The 16083-nt window shown below is 72.1% G+C and carries 12 protein-coding genes and 1 riboswitch; of the genes, 5 read left to right on the top strand and 7 right to left on the bottom strand.

Features of this window, described 5'->3' with window-relative positions; all coding sequences use genetic code 11:
- Window positions 1-5 precede the first annotated feature (5 nt).
- Both SCNRRL3882_RS15655 and SCNRRL3882_RS15650 read left to right on the top strand, forming a co-directional pair.
- On the top strand, window positions 6-1298 hold the full coding sequence (locus SCNRRL3882_RS15655) for an ATP-binding protein (RefSeq protein WP_040902795.1): 1293 nt from the start codon (window positions 6-8) through the stop codon (window positions 1296-1298).
- Window positions 1295-2038 (top strand): LuxR C-terminal-related transcriptional regulator, encoded by a 744-nt coding sequence (locus SCNRRL3882_RS15650; RefSeq protein ID WP_010036452.1) that lies wholly within the window; start codon window positions 1295-1297, stop codon window positions 2036-2038. Before SCNRRL3882_RS15655 ends, SCNRRL3882_RS15650 begins: the two co-directional genes overlap by 4 nt.
- Window positions 2039-2054: 16 nt before the next feature.
- Here the strand turns inward: SCNRRL3882_RS15650 and SCNRRL3882_RS15645 are convergent, their stop codons facing one another.
- Window positions 2055-3125 carry a C40 family peptidase gene (locus SCNRRL3882_RS15645; RefSeq protein ID WP_029180942.1) on the bottom strand — a complete coding sequence of 357 codons (1071 nt, stop codon included), beginning with the start codon at window positions 3123-3125 and terminating at the stop codon, window positions 2055-2057.
- A 424-nt stretch (window positions 3126-3549) separates the two neighbouring features.
- Between SCNRRL3882_RS15645 and SCNRRL3882_RS15640 the strand changes: the two genes are divergently transcribed.
- Window positions 3550-3903 (top strand): hypothetical protein, encoded by a 354-nt coding sequence (locus tag SCNRRL3882_RS15640; RefSeq protein WP_010036449.1) that lies wholly within the window; start codon window positions 3550-3552, stop codon window positions 3901-3903.
- Here SCNRRL3882_RS15640 and SCNRRL3882_RS15635 read toward each other — a convergent pair.
- A complete protein-coding gene (locus SCNRRL3882_RS15635; protein WP_010036446.1) occupies window positions 3881-4894 on the bottom strand; it encodes a membrane protein in 1014 nt (337 codons plus the stop codon). The two genes, SCNRRL3882_RS15640 and SCNRRL3882_RS15635, sit on opposite strands and share 23 nt — an antisense overlap.
- 77 nt (window positions 4895-4971) lie before the next feature.
- Window positions 4972-6141, bottom strand: coding sequence for a C40 family peptidase (locus SCNRRL3882_RS15630; RefSeq protein ID WP_010036444.1), 1170 nt, complete (start codon window positions 6139-6141; stop codon window positions 4972-4974).
- An 8-nt stretch (window positions 6142-6149) separates the two neighbouring features.
- A riboswitch (cyclic di-AMP (ydaO/yuaA leader) is annotated at window positions 6150-6323 on the bottom strand.
- Window positions 6324-6613: 290 nt separating this feature from the next.
- Here SCNRRL3882_RS15630 and pcrA point away from each other — a divergent pair.
- Window positions 6614-9091 carry a DNA helicase PcrA gene (gene pcrA, locus SCNRRL3882_RS15625; protein WP_010036442.1) on the top strand — a complete coding sequence of 826 codons (2478 nt, stop codon included), beginning with the start codon at window positions 6614-6616 and terminating at the stop codon, window positions 9089-9091.
- A 49-nt stretch (window positions 9092-9140) separates the two neighbouring features.
- Here the strand turns inward: pcrA and SCNRRL3882_RS15620 are convergent, their stop codons facing one another.
- Together SCNRRL3882_RS15620 and SCNRRL3882_RS15615 are read right to left on the bottom strand one after the other, a co-directional pair.
- The gene (locus SCNRRL3882_RS15620; protein WP_050810196.1) at window positions 9141-10790 is read right to left on the bottom strand and encodes a M23 family metallopeptidase; all 1650 of its coding nucleotides are present in this window, start codon (window positions 10788-10790) and stop codon (window positions 9141-9143) included.
- A gap of 105 nt (window positions 10791-10895) precedes the next feature.
- Window positions 10896-11759 carry a lipase family alpha/beta hydrolase gene (locus SCNRRL3882_RS15615; RefSeq protein ID WP_010036437.1) on the bottom strand — a complete coding sequence of 288 codons (864 nt, stop codon included), beginning with the start codon at window positions 11757-11759 and terminating at the stop codon, window positions 10896-10898.
- Between the two features lie 509 nt (window positions 11760-12268).
- Here SCNRRL3882_RS15615 and SCNRRL3882_RS15610 point away from each other — a divergent pair.
- Window positions 12269-12685, top strand: coding sequence for a cobalamin B12-binding domain-containing protein (locus SCNRRL3882_RS15610; RefSeq protein WP_010036435.1), 417 nt, complete (start codon window positions 12269-12271; stop codon window positions 12683-12685).
- A 128-nt stretch (window positions 12686-12813) separates the two neighbouring features.
- Here SCNRRL3882_RS15610 and SCNRRL3882_RS15605 read toward each other — a convergent pair whose 3' ends face one another.
- Window positions 12814-14502, bottom strand: a complete 1689-nt coding sequence (locus SCNRRL3882_RS15605) for a DUF5691 domain-containing protein (protein ID WP_029180941.1) — start codon at window positions 14500-14502, stop codon at window positions 12814-12816.
- A 170-nt stretch (window positions 14503-14672) separates the two neighbouring features.
- Window positions 14673-16028, bottom strand: a complete 1356-nt coding sequence (locus tag SCNRRL3882_RS15600) for an SWIM zinc finger family protein (protein WP_040902776.1) — start codon at window positions 16026-16028, stop codon at window positions 14673-14675.
- Window positions 16029-16083 lie beyond the last annotated feature (55 nt).

The following is a 16083-nucleotide window of genomic DNA, read 5'->3' as shown; positions in this document are numbered from 1 at the left end:
ATGGCATGTCGGAAGCCGCAGCAGCGCCAGTCGCCGGACCGCGGCCGCCGCGCAAGCTCTACCGCAGCAGTGACGGACGCTGGCTGGGCGGGGTGGCGCGGGGGCTCGCCGGGCATCTCGGGCTGCCCGTGATCTGGGTGCGGCTCGTCTTCGTCGGCCTGTTCATGGCCGACGGCCTCGGTGCGCTGCTGTACGCCGCGTTCTGGTTCTTCGTCCCGCTCGGCGTCGGCGGAGTCGAGGCGCAGAAGCCGCCGTCGCTCGTCGCCTCGGAGACCTCGCCCGACGGCCGCCGCAGACTCGTCGCCCGCAGGCCCGACAAGGGCCAGATAGTGGCCCTGCTCCTCATGGTCGTCGTGGCCCTGGTGTTCGTGGGCAATGTGAACCTCAGCGGCGGGGCCAGGGCGTATCTCTGGCCGGCGGTGCTCGTCGGCGCGGGCGTCGCCCTGGTCTGGCGGCAGGCGGACAACGCCCGCCGGGCCCGCTGGGCCGAGGTCGGCCGCCGCCGGCGCACGGTCACGCTGCTGCGCTCGGTGGGCGGTGTGCTGCTGGTGACGGCCGGCGTCTCCGGCATCTTCGTCATGCAGGGCTCCGCCGCCCACCTCGGCTCCGTCCTTCAGGCGGCACTCGCGGTCCTCGTCGGGATAACGCTTCTGGCCGGGCCGTATCTCGTGCGCATGACGCAGGACCTCTCCGAGGAGCGCCTGATGCGCATCCGTGCCCAGGAGCGCGCGGAGGTCGCCGCGCATGTGCACGACTCGGTGCTGCACACCCTCACCCTGATCCAGCGCAACGCGGAGAACGCGAACGAGGTGCGCCGCCTCGCCCGGGCCCAGGAGCGTGACCTGCGCACCTGGCTGTACAAGCCCGAGGGCACCGGCAAGGACGAGGCCGACGAACCCACCACCCTCGCCGACGCCGTGCGGCGCAACGCGGCCGAGGTGGAGGACAAGCACGGCGTGCCCATCGAGGTCGTGGTCGTCGGCGACTGCCCGCTCGACGAGAGAATCGGCGCACAGATGCAGGCCGCGCGCGAAGCAATGGTGAACGCCGCCAAGTACGGTGGCGAGGGCGGAGCCGTACAGGTCTTCGCCGAGGTCGAGGGGAAGACGGTCTTCGTGTCCGTCCGGGACCGCGGCCCCGGCTTCGACCTCGACTCGATACCCGCCGACCGGATGGGTGTCAGAGAATCGATCATCGGCCGCATGGAGCGCAACGGCGGTACGGCGCGGCTGCGCGCGGTGCCGGACGGCGGCACGGAGGTCGAGCTGGAGATGGAGAGGGCGGAGAAGACGTCATGAGCGACCCGACCGAGGCGAACGGTACGGCGGGATCGGCGGAGGCGGCCGGGCCCGCGGAGTCGGACGGCGGTACCGGCGGTCGCCGTGTGCGCGTGGTCCTCGTCGACGACCACCGCATGTTCCGTACGGGGGTCCAGGCCGAGATCGGGCAGACCGAGCAGACCGGTGTCGAGGTCGTCGGCGAGGCCGCGGACGTCGACCAGGCGGTCACGGTCATCACCGCGACCCGGCCCGAGGTGGTCCTCCTCGACGTGCACCTGCCCGGTGGCGGCGGTGTCGAAGTGCTCCGCCGCTGCGCCGCGTTGATGGGCGACGCCGAGCAGCCCGTCCGTTTCCTCGCGCTCTCCGTGTCGGACGCCGCTGAGGACGTGATCGGCGTGATCCGCGGCGGTGCCCGCGGGTACGTCACCAAGACGATCACCGGCACGGACCTCGTGGACTCCATCTTCCGTGTCCAGGAGGGCGACGCGGTCTTCTCCCCGCGGCTGGCCGGGTTCGTCCTCGACGCCTTCGCCTCCACGGACGCGCCGCCGGTCGACGAGGACCTGGACCGTCTTACCCAGCGCGAGCGCGAGGTGCTGCGGCTCATCGCCCGGGGATACGCGTACAAGGAGATCGCCAAGCAGCTGTTCATCTCCGTGAAGACGGTCGAGTCGCATGTCTCGGCGGTCCTCCGCAAGCTCCAGCTCTCCAACCGGCACGAGCTGACGCGCTGGGCGACGGCTCGCCGGTTGGTCTGACCCGGCACCGCCCCGGTCAGACCACCCGGGTGGCGCCCGTGAACGGCATCTCGTCGAGCGGGGCGACCCGGACCGGGGCGGAGGGGTTCGGGGCGTGGATCATCCGGCCGTTGCCGACATAGATGCCGACGTGACTGATGCCGGCGTAGAAGAACACCAGGTCCCCGGGGAGCAGTTCGGAGCGGGCGACGCGGCGGCCCGCGTCGATCTGGGAGTACGTCGTGCGGGGCAGGGAGACGCCCGCGGAGCGGTACGCGGCCTGGATGAGGCCCGAGCAGTCGAAGGCGTTCGGGCCGGTCGCGCCCCAGACGTAGGGGCTGCCGAGCTTCTGGTAGGCGTAGGACACGGCGGCGGCCGCGCGGGAGTTGGGCGCCTGCGCGCTGCTGCCGGCTCCGGGGGCGGTCAGGCTGTCACGCGCACCCGTGGAGGAGCGTGAGGCACGGTCCGTGCCCCTCGTGTCGCCGATGAGGGCACGTTCCTGCGCGGTCAGCCGGGACAGCAGCTGACGCGCGGTGCCCAGCTTGCCGGTGATCGTCTTCTTGTGCCGTCTCAGCTCCGTCTGCCGCGATCTCAGGGAGGTCAGCTCGATGTGGGCGGCCCCGCGCAGCTGCTCGATCTCCCGGAGCTGCCGGCGTACGCGCGAGACATCGGCCCGCTGCCGGTTGCCGGCCCGCTCGACGAACTCGGCGTTGTCGAGGTACCGGTCGGGGTCGTCGGACAGGACGAGCTGGAGCGCGGGGTCCAGGCCGCCCCCGCGGTACTGGGCGGCGGCGACCGAACCCAGTGCCTCACGGGCGGAGTTGAGCCGTTCCTCCTTGCGTGCCGCCTGGTCCTGGAGGTTTTTCAGCCGCTTTCCGGCCGCCTCGGCCTTCTCCTTCGCGCCGTTGTACTTCTCGGTGGCGACCTCCGCCTCCTGGTACAGCTCGTCCACCTTGGCCTTGACCTGGCCGGGGGTGAGCTCGGGTTCGGCGTGTCCGGTGCCGTCGAGGCCCGTCGCGGTCGCCGCGCCCGCGAGGGCGATCGTGGCGGCCGTACGGGCCTTGTTGCCGCTCGCGGAGCGCTGGCGGGGCTTGCGGTGCGCTGCCACCTGGGGGGCCACGTCCTTTCCTGCGACCGCCGACGGGTGCGTACGGCCGCCAGGGGGAGCGGACGGGCGGCCTGCGCGTCCGGCGGCGGCCCGCACAGGGGAAGCGGACCGCCGCCGGACCTTTTCGGCGGTGGTGTCCGACTGCCGCCCCTGGCCCGGGCGGCGGTGGGGAGCCGGGCACCTGGTGGAGGACGCTAAACCTCGCCGCGGCGGCCCGGTGGCGGGTGCGCGGAAGTGTCCCGAGAGGACCGGTGGTGACCGTATGCGACCGTGATCCCATCTCGCCGCCGTCGAATTAACTCAGCGTGATGACCGATGCGCCGAATCATGGGCGCGAGGCGGCGGGCGGGTGCTATGGGCGCATATGTGCATCCGAAGGGCCGGTGTCGGGCGGCTGTGGAGCCCCTGATTAGGCTCCGGCCTCATGGACGTACTCATCCACCTCTTCGTCGGCCTCCACATCATCGGCATCGCATCCCTGCTGGGCGGTTTCCTCACCCAGATGAAGGCGATGGGCGAGGGCACCGCCCGCTACACCCCCGCGATGCTGCACGGCGCGCTGACGATGCTGGTCACCGGTGTGATCCTGGTCGGCCTCAACCAGGCCGACGACCAGTCCGTGAACAACATCAAGATCGGCGTCAAACTGGCCCTGCTGATCGTGATCCTCGGCCTCGTCTACGTGAAACGGGACGACGAGAAGGTGGACAAGGGCCTGTTCGGCCTGGTCGGGGCGCTGACCACCGCGAACGTCTTCATCGCCGTGCTCTGGACCTGACCCGGCCGGGCACGACGCGGGCCCGGGCCGAGGCGGCCGTCCAGGCGGTACCCCCGAGCCACGCGGCCACCGCGACCCACAGCAGTACCTCTCCCAGGCCGTCGAGCCAGGAGACGTCGAGGGCGGCGGCGACGGCCAGTGCCGCCGCCGCCGTCTTGGCCCAGGTGAACACGGTCGCCCAGCGGCGGATGTCGGTGCGGGGCCGGGGCCGCAGGAGCTCGGCGGCGAGCAGGACGGCGCAGCAGGCCAGTGTGAGCACGAGCAGCACGACGGTCACATGGCGCAGGATGCCGCGGTCGTCGACGTTCCACAGGTACAGGTGCGCGCTGTCGGCGCTGATCAGCCGTGCCCCGGCCAGCGCCGAGATGGCGAGCGCCCCGCCCGCGAGCCAGTGGTCGCCGCGCCCCTCGGCCACCTGCCGCACGTCGAAACGGGCCAGGGCGAGGACGTACAGCACGAGCCCCAGCCAGAACAGCACCAGCGCCGCGTGGGCGAGCCAGGCCGCCGACTCGGCAGCGGCGAGCGTGGCGCCGAGCACGGCGAGCCCCTGCGTGGCCGTGCAGCGCGCGAACACCGTCCCCGGTCTGCGCCGCTCCCCGTCCTGCGCGGGGATGGCCAGCGGCACGGGCCAGAGCAGCACGGCAAGCACCAGCAGGGCCGCGGCCGTAGCCTGCGAGCCGGCCGCCGAGAAGCCCGCGCCCAGGACGGCCGTCGCCGCCACGGTGATGAGAGCGGCCGTCGCCATGGTGTCCACGAGGCCCGGCACCCGCGCGTACGCCCGCCCTCTCGTGCCGGCCGGCAGCAGCCGCAGGGTGAAGTCCGCGGCGAGCACCAGCCAGGCGGCGCAGGCCAGGCCGAGGGCGACACGGGAGAGGACGGCGTACCCCGCCAGATCGATACCGACCGACAGGGTGCCGGTCGCCAGCACGGCAGCGCCGGCGGACGGCGCACGCTGCGCCCACCAGTCGGTGGAGGGGGAGGGGCCCGGCATGGGCCCGATGCTAGGAGGCGCCGCGCGCGATATGAGCGGGGCACGCGCGCGGGCGCCTCAAAAACGCGCGAGCGCCCTCAGGCCGGCCGCACCACGCTGTGGATGGCCGACTCGCCGTCGTAGTAGATCGACTCCTCGCGCACGTAGGTGCCGGGCTTCGGGGCGTGGATCATCATGCCGTTGCCGATGTAGATGCCGACGTGGGTGACGTCGTCGTAGAAGAAGACCAGGTCACCGGGCTGGGCGTCGGTCAGAGAGACCGTGGTGCCGGCGTTGACCTGGTCGTAGGTCGTGCGCGGCAGGGTGACGCCCGCGGCCTTCCAGGCGGCCTGGGTGAGGCCGGAGCAGTCGTAGGAGCCGGGGCCGACGGCGCCCCAGACGTACGGCTTGCCGATCTGGGCGCGGGCGAAGGCGAGCGCCTTCTCGGCCTTGGTGGCGTACGAGGAGTCGGCGGGGGCCGTCGAGGAGGACGAGCCGGAGCCCGCCGACGCGGAACCGCTGTCCTGCTGCTGGGCGGCCTCCTCCTGCGCCTTCTGCTGCGCGGCCTGCTGCCGGGCCAGCTCGTCGGCCTTGCGGGCGGCCTCCTGCTGCTTCTCCCTCTCGATCGCCGCGAGCCGCGCCTTCTCCTCGGCGGTCAGCTTCGACAGCAGTTCGCGCGCGTCGGCGAGCTTCCGCTGGACGGTGGCCTTGGCCGTCTTCAGGTCGCCCTGCGTCTCGGTGAGCGTCTCGAGGCTCTCGGTGGCCTCCTGGCGCTTCTTCATCGTCTCGGACTGCTGCGTGACGTAGTCGTCGACCGCGACCTTCTGGCGGCCGGTCATCCGGTTCATCAGCTGGGTCTGGTCGAAGTAGTCCTGCGGGGTGTCCGCGAGCAGGAACGTCGCCGTGTCCGGGGCGGAGGCGCCGGTGCGGTACTGGGCGGCGGCGAAGGAACCGAGTTCCTCCCGTGCCTCGTTGAGCTTCTGGGTGCGCTTGGCGACGTCGTCGAGGAGGGTGTCGACGCGCTTGCGCTGCTTGGTGGTCTTCTCCTTGGCCGAGTTGTACTTGTCGGTCGCCGACTCGGCCTGGCGGTACAGGTCGTCGACCTTCTTCTCGACTTCCTCGAGACTCGGCTTGTCGTCGGCCTCGGGGGCGGCGTTGGCCGACTGGGACAGCAGGGCCACGGAGGTGAGGGCCGCCGTTGCGAGGGCGGGGGTCCGTATGCCTGCGACGCGCGTACCAGCGGGACGCGACTTGCGGTGCGACGCCAAGGGAGGCGACTCCTTCCATGCTCCGCCTACCGGGTTAGCTGTCGGGTTCGGGCGGGTACATCGGAAGGGTTGCCCTACGGCCATCTCCGCGAAGGGAGTCGGGCCGATTCACCCCGGAGTTCTCGGTTGGGTCCCCGGCTCCGGCTGCCGCTGCGGCACACCGGACTCGGCGGAGGCCGCGCGGCCCGGCGACGTTCGCCGGTGGGGGTCGTGCGGCCTGCCCGCACGGTAGCCAACTCGTGTGGCCCTTGTGAAGGTTGATGGGTGATATGCCCGATACATTTTCGTGACCTTGTCCCGGAGCGTCGCCGAGCGTGATCGGTCGAGGGGGGTTGGTCACGAGTCGTCCATAATCATGACGGTCATAGCAGGCTGTGATCATGCGGGGATGCACGGTGACGAGGGGGGCGTTCGGGCGATGTTCTCAGGGCGGCGGCGGGCTGTCAGTGGGGCGCCCTAGACTCGGAGAGCGATGAGCAGCCTCTTTGACGACAGCTTCCTGGCGGACCTCCAGGCCCAGCGGGGCCCCGCGGACGAGCCCCCGCCGCCACCCGAGGACGATCACGTGCCGGAGCCGGTTCCGGACGATCTGTTCGGCGGGAAGTTCGACGTGCCCCCGGACAGGGACGCGTACTACCGCGACGGCGCCCCGCGCCCGGTGGTGGACACCGCCGCCCTCCTGGAGGGGCTGAACGACAACCAGCGCGCCGCCGTCGTGCACTCAGGTTCCCCGCTGCTCATCGTGGCCGGCGCCGGCTCCGGCAAGACCCGCGTGCTCACGCACCGCATCGCCCACCTGCTCGCCGAGCGGGGCGTGCACCCGGGCCAGATCCTCGCGATCACCTTCACCAACAAGGCCGCGGGCGAGATGAAGGAGCGCGTCGAGCAGCTCGTCGGCCCGCGGGCGAACGCGATGTGGGTGATGACCTTCCACAGCGCGTGTGTGCGCATCCTGCGGCGCGAGAGCAAGAAGCTCGGCTTCACGTCCTCCTTCTCGATCTACGACGCCGCCGACTCCAAGCGGCTGATGGCCCTGGTCTGCCGCGACCTGGACCTCGACCCCAAGCGCTTCCCGCCCAAGTCCTTCAGCGCCAAGATCAGCAACCTGAAGAACGAGCTGATCGACGAGGAGGACTTCGCAGCCCAGGCCTCCGACGGCTTCGAGAAGACCCTCGCCCAGGCCTACGCGATGTACCAGTCACGGCTGCGCGAGGCGAACGCCCTCGACTTCGACGACCTGATCATGACGACGGTCAACCTGCTGCGCGCCTTCCCCGACGTCGCCGAGCACTACCGCCGCCGCTTCCGGCACGTCCTGGTGGACGAGTACCAGGACACCAACCACGCGCAGTACGCCCTGGTCCGCGAGCTGGTCGGCACCTCCGAGCACCCTGTCGACGTGCCGCCCGAGGCCGAGATCCCGCCCGCCGAGCTGTGCGTCGTGGGTGACGCCGACCAGTCGATCTACGCCTTCCGCGGCGCGACGATCCGCAACATCCTCCAGTTCGAGGAGGACTACCCGGACGCGACGACGATCCTCCTGGAGCAGAACTACCGCTCCACCCAGACGATCCTCAGCGCGGCCAACGCGGTCATCGAGCGCAACGAGTCCCGGCGTCCCAAGAACCTCTGGACCAACGCGGGCACGGGCGCGCAGATCACCGGCTACGTCGCCGACACCGAGCACGACGAGGCGCAGTTCGTCGCCGACGAGATAGACCGGCTCACGGACGCCGGCGAGGCGAAGGCCGGCGACGTCGCCGTGTTCTACCGCACCAACGCCCAGTCCCGTGTCTTCGAAGAGGTCTTCATCCGCGTCGGCCTGCCCTACAAGGTCGTCGGCGGTGTCCGCTTCTACGAGCGCAAGGAGGTCCGGGACGTCCTGGCCTACCTGCGCGTGCTGGCCAACCCGGAGGACTCGGTGCCGCTGCGCCGGATCCTCAACGTCCCCAAGCGGGGCATCGGCGACCGCGCCGAGGCGATGATCGGCGCCCTCGCCCAGCGGGAGAAGATCAGCTTCCCGCAGGCGCTGAAGCGCGTCGACGAGGCGTACGGCATGGCCGCGCGCTCCACCAACGCCGTCAAGCGGTTCAACACGCTGATGGAGGATCTCCGCACGATCGTCGAGTCCGGCGCCGGACCGGCCACGGTGCTGGAGGCCGTCCTGGAACGCACCGGGTACCTCGCCGAGTTGCAGGCCTCCACCGACCCGCAGGACGAGACCCGGATCGAGAACCTCCAGGAACTCGCCGCCGTCGCCATGGAGTTCGAGCAGGAGCGCGGCGAAGAGGAGCGGGGCACGCTGTCCGACTTCCTCGAACAGGTCGCCCTGGTCGCCGACTCCGACCAGATCCCCGACGAGGAGGACGGCGACGGCGTCATCACGCTGATGACCCTGCACACCGCCAAGGGCCTGGAGTTCCCGGTCGTCTTCCTGACCGGCATGGAGGACGGCGTCTTCCCGCACATGCGCGCCCTCGGCCAGACGAAGGAGCTGGAGGAGGAGCGGCGCCTGGCGTACGTCGGCATCACGCGTGCGCGGGAGCGGCTGTATCTGACGCGGTCCACCCTGCGCAGCGCCTGGGGCCAGCCCTCGTACAACCCGCCCTCCCGCTTCCTGGAGGAGATCCCGCCGGCCTACGTGGAGTGGAAGCGGACGGGAGCCACCGCGCCCGCGTCCTCCGGCCCCGTCTCCGGGGTGGCGGCCTCGCTGTCGTCGTCCCGCTCGCGTTCGTCGGCGTCGGGCGCGTCCGGTTTCGCCACGCGCCGGACCTCCGAGAAGCCGGTCGTGTCGCTGGCGGTCGGGGACCGGGTCACACACGACCAGTTCGGGCTCGGGACCGTCGTCGCGGTGAAGGGCACCGGCGGGAACGCCGAGGCGACCATCGACTTCGGGGACACCAAGCCGAAGCGGCTGCTGCTGCGGTACGCGCCGGTGGAGAAGCTGTAGCCCAGCGGGGTCAGCCCCTGCCGGATGTCCGGTGGGGGCTGCCGGGACGTTACGTCGGGTCGATGCCGTGGCTGCGCAGCCACGGGAGCGGGTCGATCGCCGAGCCGCCGGCCGGGCGGACCTCGAAGTGCAGATGAGGGCCGGTCGAGTTGCCGGAGTTGCCGGAGCGCGCGATCGGATCGCCGGCCTTGACGGTCGTACCGGAGGGCACCGTGTAGGTGGAGAGGTGGCAGTACCACGTCTCCGTGCCGTCCTTCGCGGTCACGATCATCATGTTGCCGTACGCGCTGTTCCACTGCGTGCGGACGGTGCCGTCGGTCGCGGCCATCACGGTCGTGCCGTACGAGACGGGGAAGTCGATGCCGGTGTGCAGGGACATCCAGTTGATGCCGGACTGCCCGTAGTAGGCGCTGAGTCCGTGCCGGGCGACCGGCAGGGCGAACTTCGGGCGCAGCCGCTCCTTGCGGGCCGCCTCCTCCGCCGCGCGCTTGCGCTCGGCCGCCTGCTGGGCCTTGAGGTCGATGCGCTCCTGCGTACGGCTGGCGCGGTCGGCGAAGTCGTCGGCGCCGGCGGCGAGGCTCTGCAGCTGTGTGTCCAGCTTGTTGTTGGCGGCGGCCGGTTTCACCGGCTGTGCGTCCGCCGCGGTCGTCTGCGCCTCCGCGGCGCCGTCGTCGGTGAAGCTGCCGACGGAGGCGGCGGCGATCCCCGCGACGCCCATCACACACGCCGAGGGCACCGCGATCGTCAGCAGTGCCGAGCGCTTGGGCGGCGTACGGCGGCGGGAACGGGACCCGGCGCGTGAGGCCGCCCGTGAGCCGGCACGCGGGTTGACCTCTTCCTGGCCGTCCAGGAGCGGGGCGACGGCGGGCAGTTCGCCGGTGGCGGCCGGCTCGCCGCCGTCCGCGGCCGGGTCGTGGTAGGCGGCCCCGGTGGCTTCGTCGTAGGCGACCTGCTCGAACGACGCGGTCTCGTGCTGCTCGAAGGTTTCGCCGCGCTGCTCGTACTCGTCGGGGGCCTGCGCGACGCCGTCGGTGTTCCACTGCGTGGCGTCGTAGGCACCGGTGTCGAAGGCCTGCGTGCCCCATTCCCACTGCTGGGTCTGGTCGGCCGGATTGCCGGACTGGTCGGGGTGGAGCCAGGCGCCGGCGTCCCACTGCCCGGTGCTGTCCGGGGAGGTGGCCTGCGGCGGGATGACCGAGAGTAGCTGCTGCTCGGCCGTCCAGGCTGTCGTGTCGTAGACGCCGGTGTCGTAGGCGGCGTGGTGCTGGGCCGCGTACGCGTCGTAGTGCGGGTTCTCGTGCGCGCCGGTGGGCCAGTGGCCGGTGTCGTACGTGCCCGTGTCGTGGCCGCTGCCCGGGAGGTCGCCGAAGAGGGGGTCGGTGGCGAAGGTCGCCGTGGTGTGGCCGGTGGCGCCGAAACCGGTGCCGTCGGTACCGGTGGAATCAAATCCGGTGGCGGCGTAGTCGCCGTACGTGGTGAAGTCGCCGTACTGGGCTTCCTGGGTGCCGTACGACGCGTAGTGCGCCGAGTCGGCGTCGGAAGCCGGGGCCGGGGTCATGGTCCCCGACGGGTGACGGTCGTTCACCAACTTCTCTTTCGCCTCGACAACAGGGGCTGCCAGAGCAGTGCGGCGACTGTACCCGGCGGTACGCGGGCACGACAATCTTCGGCAGGTTTCGCGCGCGCAGGAAACGGGCATTCGGCCGTGTTTTGGCGGACTGCGGGCACGGGCTTGGCCCTGTGTTCGAGGTTTGTTCGAGGGTGATCGGTGCTTCGACGCTGTGTGGCGGCTGTATGACGAGTCTCAGGCCACCGTCAGGCCATCGGTCCGGCCGGCCGACGGTTCACCCGCGCGGGCCGTGTCGAGCACCTGCCGTATTCCGTTGGCGACGGCGGGGTGCACGGGCAGGGCGAGATGACCGATGCCGGCCACCCGCACGTTCTGCACCGTCAGATCCGGATGGTCGATGCAGGCCGTCTCCAGCGGGTCCATCACGTGGTCCAGGTCGCTCCAGAAGCTGACGAAGTGCGTACGGCAGCCCGGGGCCGGCCGAGTGAGCTCCTCGAGCACCGGTGAGCCGGGGCGCATCTGGCGCACGATGGGGTGCGCGTCGGCCAGGGGCACCACTCGGGTGCCCGAGTGCGGCGTGCCGAGTGTCACGAGGGTCCGCACGCGCGTGTCGCCGCCGAGTCGCTGCACGTAGTAACGCGCTATCAGGCCGCCGAGACTGTGCCCGACGACATCGACCTGCGGGGCTCCGGTGCGCTCGCAGACCTCCTCTATGTGGCGGCCGAGCAGCTCGGCCGCGGCGCGTATGTCGCAGGTCAGCGGCGAGTAGTTGAGGGACTCGATCTGCTGCCTGCCGTGCTGGGCGAGGCTGCGGCGCAGCAGGACGAAGACCGAGCGGTTGTCGATGAAGCCGTGCAGCAGGACGACCGGGGGTTTGGCCTCCGTGGGGAGTTGGGCGGCGCCGCCCGTGGGCAGTGCAGGGGCGGGGGCCCGGCGCTCCTGGGTGATGCCGGAGGGGTAGAGGAGGAGATGCCCGGCCAGGATCGCGATCTCCAGGGCGGTGGCCTTCAGGAGAGCCAGGGAGAGTCCCGCCAGCCGGCTCGGCAGCAGGCGCTGGCAGAACGGAAGAAAGGGCAGAGCAGCCCTGGTGACCTTCATGGCCGACCTCCTGTCGGCACGCGGGAGGACAGCCGCCCCCCGGGTGCCCTCGTGGAAAGCAGCGGCGAAGACGGCCGATGACTGCGTGAGCGGCGTGAGCCGCGGGGACTGAGCGCGGCATGTGGCGCGTGTGACGCCGGTGGTACGACGAGGTCTCCTGCCGGTGCGGCGACGAGGCTCCCCGCTGTTGCGCCGTGTCTGCCCTGCGTGCTGTGCGTGCCCTGCGTGTCCCGCGTGCCTTCGCCGAAGTGCCGTACCGCCGCCGTGCGTGGTGGGTGGGGCGGCGGTACGGCGACCTCGCCGCGGCTCCCCTTGCGCTTGTCCCATCGTGTGATTTCCCCCTCGGTCCGCAACGCGAAACTGCCGGTTGCGGGATCCTGGAGATAACGTTCGTTCACTTGCCCGGACGAAACGGGGCGAGGTGTCCGTGCGGTGCGGCGTGTACGGCGTGAGCGATGTGTGCGGTACTTGTCGGTACGGATGGATGTAGTCGCTTCATGGAGGCAGTGATGGGTGTGGCAGCCGGTCCGATCCGCGTGGTGGTGGCCAAGCCGGGGCTCGACGGCCACGATCGCGGAGCCAAGGTGATCGCGAGGGCCCTGCGCGACGCCGGTATGGAGGTCATCTACACGGGGCTCCACCAGACGCCCGAGCAGATCGTCGACACGGCACTCCAGGAGGACGCCGACGCGATCGGGCTGTCCATCCTCTCCGGCGCGCACAACACGCTCTTCGCGGCGGTGATCGACCTGCTCAAGGAGCGGGAGGCGGAGGACATCCTGGTCTTCGGCGGCGGGATCATCCCCGAGGCGGACATCCCCCTGCTGAAGGAGAAGGGCGTCGCGGAGATCTTCACGCCCGGCGCGACGACGGCGTCGATCGTGGACTGGGTCCGGGCGAACGTGCGCCAGCCGGCCGGAGCGTAGGCCTCCGGCGGTGGCGCCGGCTTGCGTGCCGGTCGCCCGGGGCGCCGTCGGCGGGTGGGTGCCCTCTGCGGTGACCGCAACGTGCCCGGCCGCTGGGGCTCGTGTCGGCTCCGGGACGCGGGCCGGGGTCAGGGAGTGTTCAGCTCCTCGGTCATCGCCGCGCGCAGACGCAACGTCGTCACCAGGCGCTGGAAGGCCTCCGCCCAGTAGCCACCGGCGCCCGGAGACGCGTTCTCCGGCTCGTCCGGTACGGCCAGCAGGGCGTCGAGGCGCCCGGCCTCGGACGGGTCCAGGCAGCGCTCCGCCAGGCCCATGACTCCGCTGAAACTCCATGGATAACTCCCCGCGTCCCGCGCGATGTTGAGCGCGTCCACGACCGCCCGGCCGAGCGGCGGCGCCCATGGCACCGCGCACACCCCGAGCAGCTGAAACGCTTCGGACAGGCCGTGCGTCGAGATGAATCCGGCCACCCACTCGGCCCGCTCGGCTGCGCCCAGGGTGCCGAGCAGCTTGGCGCGTTCGGCCAGTGACACCGCGCCCGGGCCGCCCGCCTCCGGTGCCGAGGGCTCCCCGAGCAGCGCGCGCGACCACTCGGCGTCCCGCTGGCGCACCGCGGCCCGGCACCACGCCGCGTGCAGTTCGCCCTGCCAGTCGTCCGTGACCGGCAGTGCCACGATCTCCCGGGGGGTCCGCCCGCCCAGTCGCCGCGACCAGGTACCGAGCGGAGCCGCCTCCACCAACTGGCCGAACCACCACGACCGTTCACCCCGGCCGGCCGGCGCCTTCGCCACGACGCCGTCGCGCTCCATGCCCGGGTCGCACTCGTGCGGTGCTTCGACGGTGATCGTCGGCGTGGCCATGGTCGGTCCGGTGGCAGCCCCCGTGGTGCTCGGAGCGGCGGTGGCTGTGGTGGCTCGGGTGGGCTGCATGTGGTCGATGGCGACGCACGCCTCCGCCCTGACCGCCATCCGTGCCGCGAGCGCCGAACCGGGCAGCGCCGACAGCAGCTCCGCCGCCGTCGCCCGGACGTTGCGGCTGCGGTCGGCCAGGGCCTGTTCCAGGAACGGCTCGTCGTCCGGGCCCAGGCCCGCGCGCAGGGAGTCGAGGAACATCAGCCGGTCCTCGGCCCGCTCCGTCGCCCAGGTCGTCGCGAGCAGTTCGCGCGCCGCGGCGGGGTCGCGAGAGCGCAGGGCGGACAGGAGGGCGACCCGTTCGGCGAACAGGCCCTCCTGCCACAGCTGCCGGATGCCGGCGTCGTCATCGAGATGCGGCAGGGCCGCTCCGCCGCCCGGTGTCGAGCGCAGGGCGAACCGCCAGTCCGGGTTCAGCCGGGCCAGCCACAGGGCCCGCGGCCCCCCGAACTCCAGCGCGGCCGGACGCAAATCGGTACGCCCCCGGGCCGCGTCCAGCAACGCGGGCAGCAGCTGCGGAGGCGGGGCAAAGCCACGGGCGTTGGCCGCGGCGAGCCACTGGGGCAGCAGCTCCGTCAGATCGGGCGCGGCGCCCCGGCGGCCGCCGCCGGACCCGCCGGGGCGGTCGGCCAGCAGGATCGCGAGTCTGCGGGCCGCCGCCTGCGGCAGCGGCGGACGCGGGTCCTTCGGAGCCGGTTGCGGACGCTCCGCCGCCCGGGCCGGACGCAGACCGGCCCGTCGTCGTACGGTCTCCACGGCCGCCGCGTCCAGCAGGGCCACCGGTGCGTCCGGGCCCGGACCGGTGCCCGGCGGGGTGCGCCGGTCCGTGCCCAGCAGTGCCGTGGTGACGAGCCCCTCCCAGGCGCCCGTCGCGGGCGCGTCCACAGGAGCGGATGTCCTGGTCATGAGCTTCCTTTCCGTGGGGCGCCCGGGGGTGGTTGAAGGCTCACCCTTACCGGTTGTCCCGGGATGCCTGAAAGATTCGTGGATTTGAGGGGAAGACGGGGCGGATCGGAGAGGCCGGGTCGCCGGTGCCGAGCGTCGGCGTCAGCGCCGGCGTCGGAGTCGGCACCCGCTCAGCACAGGGCTATCGCCTCGCCCGGGCCATCGGGCCAGGCCGTCAGCGGCGTGAAGCCCTGGTGTCCGCATTCGCCGAAGACCCGGACCGGGGCGCCGCCGGACAGTGCGACGAGCCGCCACAGGCCCGGCCGGGAACGCGCGGCGCGAGTGAGCGGCAGCGCCGCGTCCTCGTCAGCGTCCGCCAACTGCCAGGAGTCGCCGTCCGGGGTGGGGACGACCCGGTCCAGCGTCACCGGGACGGACTCCAGCCAGGGGTCGTCGCGCAGGGCGTCGCCGTAACGGGCGGCCGCCTGGGACGTCGTCATCCCCTGCGGGCGGATCGCCGTCGGCGCGGGCGGGGCGAACTGCTCGCCCAGGGCCACCCGCAGCTGCCCGGCGCCGGGGTAGGCGGACACCTCGGCCTCCAGCGTCAGCCCGACCGGCAGCGCCAGCTCCGGGGCGCGGCCCGCTGCACCGTAGGAGAGGAGCAGCACGGTGCGGTCCGAGTCGGCGCCGTACAGCCAGATACGGCGGGTCGTCAGGCGCGTGTCCGCCGTGTCGTACTGGGCGAGCACCAGCCAGCGGTCCCGCACCGGCGGTCCGTCCGCGGCGGCCGGCAGACCGATGCGGGAGCGGACCGTGGCGGCGAGGGCATCGGGCAGCCGCTCGCGGCGCAGCCAGCCCTGGCCGAGGAGATGCAGCAGCGCGCACTCCTCCAGCAGACGCACCGGCCAGCCCGGGCCGGTGGACGGTACGGCCCCCAACTCCCGGACGCGCGAGGCCAGGCCCTGTGCCTGGGCGTCGACCATGCGGGCCGCCGTCTCCTCCCACAGGCCGTACCCCGAGTGCTCCGCCGAGGCCAAGCCCCCGCGCAACAGGTCCGTCAGGCGCTGCTCCAGCTCCACCGCGCCCGCCGTGACCCGCTCGGCCCGCCGCTCCGCCCGGCGGCGCGCCGCCTCCGGATCAGCGGACCCGGACGGCGAACCGGAGCTGTCCCCGGCCTTCTTCTCCTCCGCGCGCTTGCGCCGCCCCGCTATCCACTGCCCCGCCCACCCCGGCGCCTCTCCCGTCGGCACCGCTGCGTCGCCGCCCGCCCAGAGCAGCAGCAGCCCCAGCGCGTGCTTGCACGGGAACTTGCGGCTCGGACAACTGCACTTGTACGCGGGCCCGGAGGCGTCCGCGATGTCCACGACCGTCTGATACGGCTTGCTTCCGCTGCCCTTGCACAGCCCCCACACCGTCCCCTCGTCGGAACTCCCCGCCTCGGACCACGGGCCCGCCGCGCCGAGTTTGCTTCCCGCTTTGCGTGATGCGGCGTCAGGCGCCAGTGCCAGCACCTGGTCCGCGGTCCAGCGCACCCCCTGCTGAGTCATGCCATCGAAGGTAGGTCCCACCACTGACAATCGGGTCCGCGAGCGGCTCCGGCTG

Origin of the sequence: Streptomyces chartreusis NRRL 3882 (assembly GCF_900236475.1) — a bacterium.
Lineage (GTDB): Bacteria > Actinomycetota > Actinomycetes > Streptomycetales > Streptomycetaceae > Streptomyces > Streptomyces chartreusis_D.
The sequence above is the reverse complement of the archived record's forward strand: the minus strand, read 5'-3'. Positions and strand labels throughout refer to the sequence as shown.

Coding starts and splice junctions, on each gene's coding strand:
- SCNRRL3882_RS15655 (WP_040902795.1), top strand. CDS start 6: ATGTCGGAAGCCGCAGCAGCGCCAGTCGCCGGACCGCGGCCGCCGCGC.
- SCNRRL3882_RS15640 (WP_010036449.1), top strand. CDS start 3,550: ATGGACGTACTCATCCACCTCTTCGTCGGCCTCCACATCATCGGCATC.
- SCNRRL3882_RS15605 (WP_029180941.1), bottom strand. CDS start 14,502: ATGACCAGGACATCCGCTCCTGTGGACGCGCCCGCGACGGGCGCCTGG.
- SCNRRL3882_RS15600 (WP_040902776.1), bottom strand. CDS start 16,028: ATGACTCAGCAGGGGGTGCGCTGGACCGCGGACCAGGTGCTGGCACTG.
- SCNRRL3882_RS15620 (WP_050810196.1), bottom strand. CDS start 10,790: ATGCCCGTTTCCTGCGCGCGCGAAACCTGCCGAAGATTGTCGTGCCCG.
- SCNRRL3882_RS15650 (WP_010036452.1), top strand. CDS start 1,295: ATGAGCGACCCGACCGAGGCGAACGGTACGGCGGGATCGGCGGAGGCG.
- pcrA (WP_010036442.1), top strand. CDS start 6,614: ATGAGCAGCCTCTTTGACGACAGCTTCCTGGCGGACCTCCAGGCCCAG.
- SCNRRL3882_RS15615 (WP_010036437.1), bottom strand. CDS start 11,759: ATGAAGGTCACCAGGGCTGCTCTGCCCTTTCTTCCGTTCTGCCAGCGC.
- SCNRRL3882_RS15610 (WP_010036435.1), top strand. CDS start 12,269: ATGGGTGTGGCAGCCGGTCCGATCCGCGTGGTGGTGGCCAAGCCGGGG.
- SCNRRL3882_RS15635 (WP_010036446.1), bottom strand. CDS start 4,894: ATGCCGGGCCCCTCCCCCTCCACCGACTGGTGGGCGCAGCGTGCGCCG.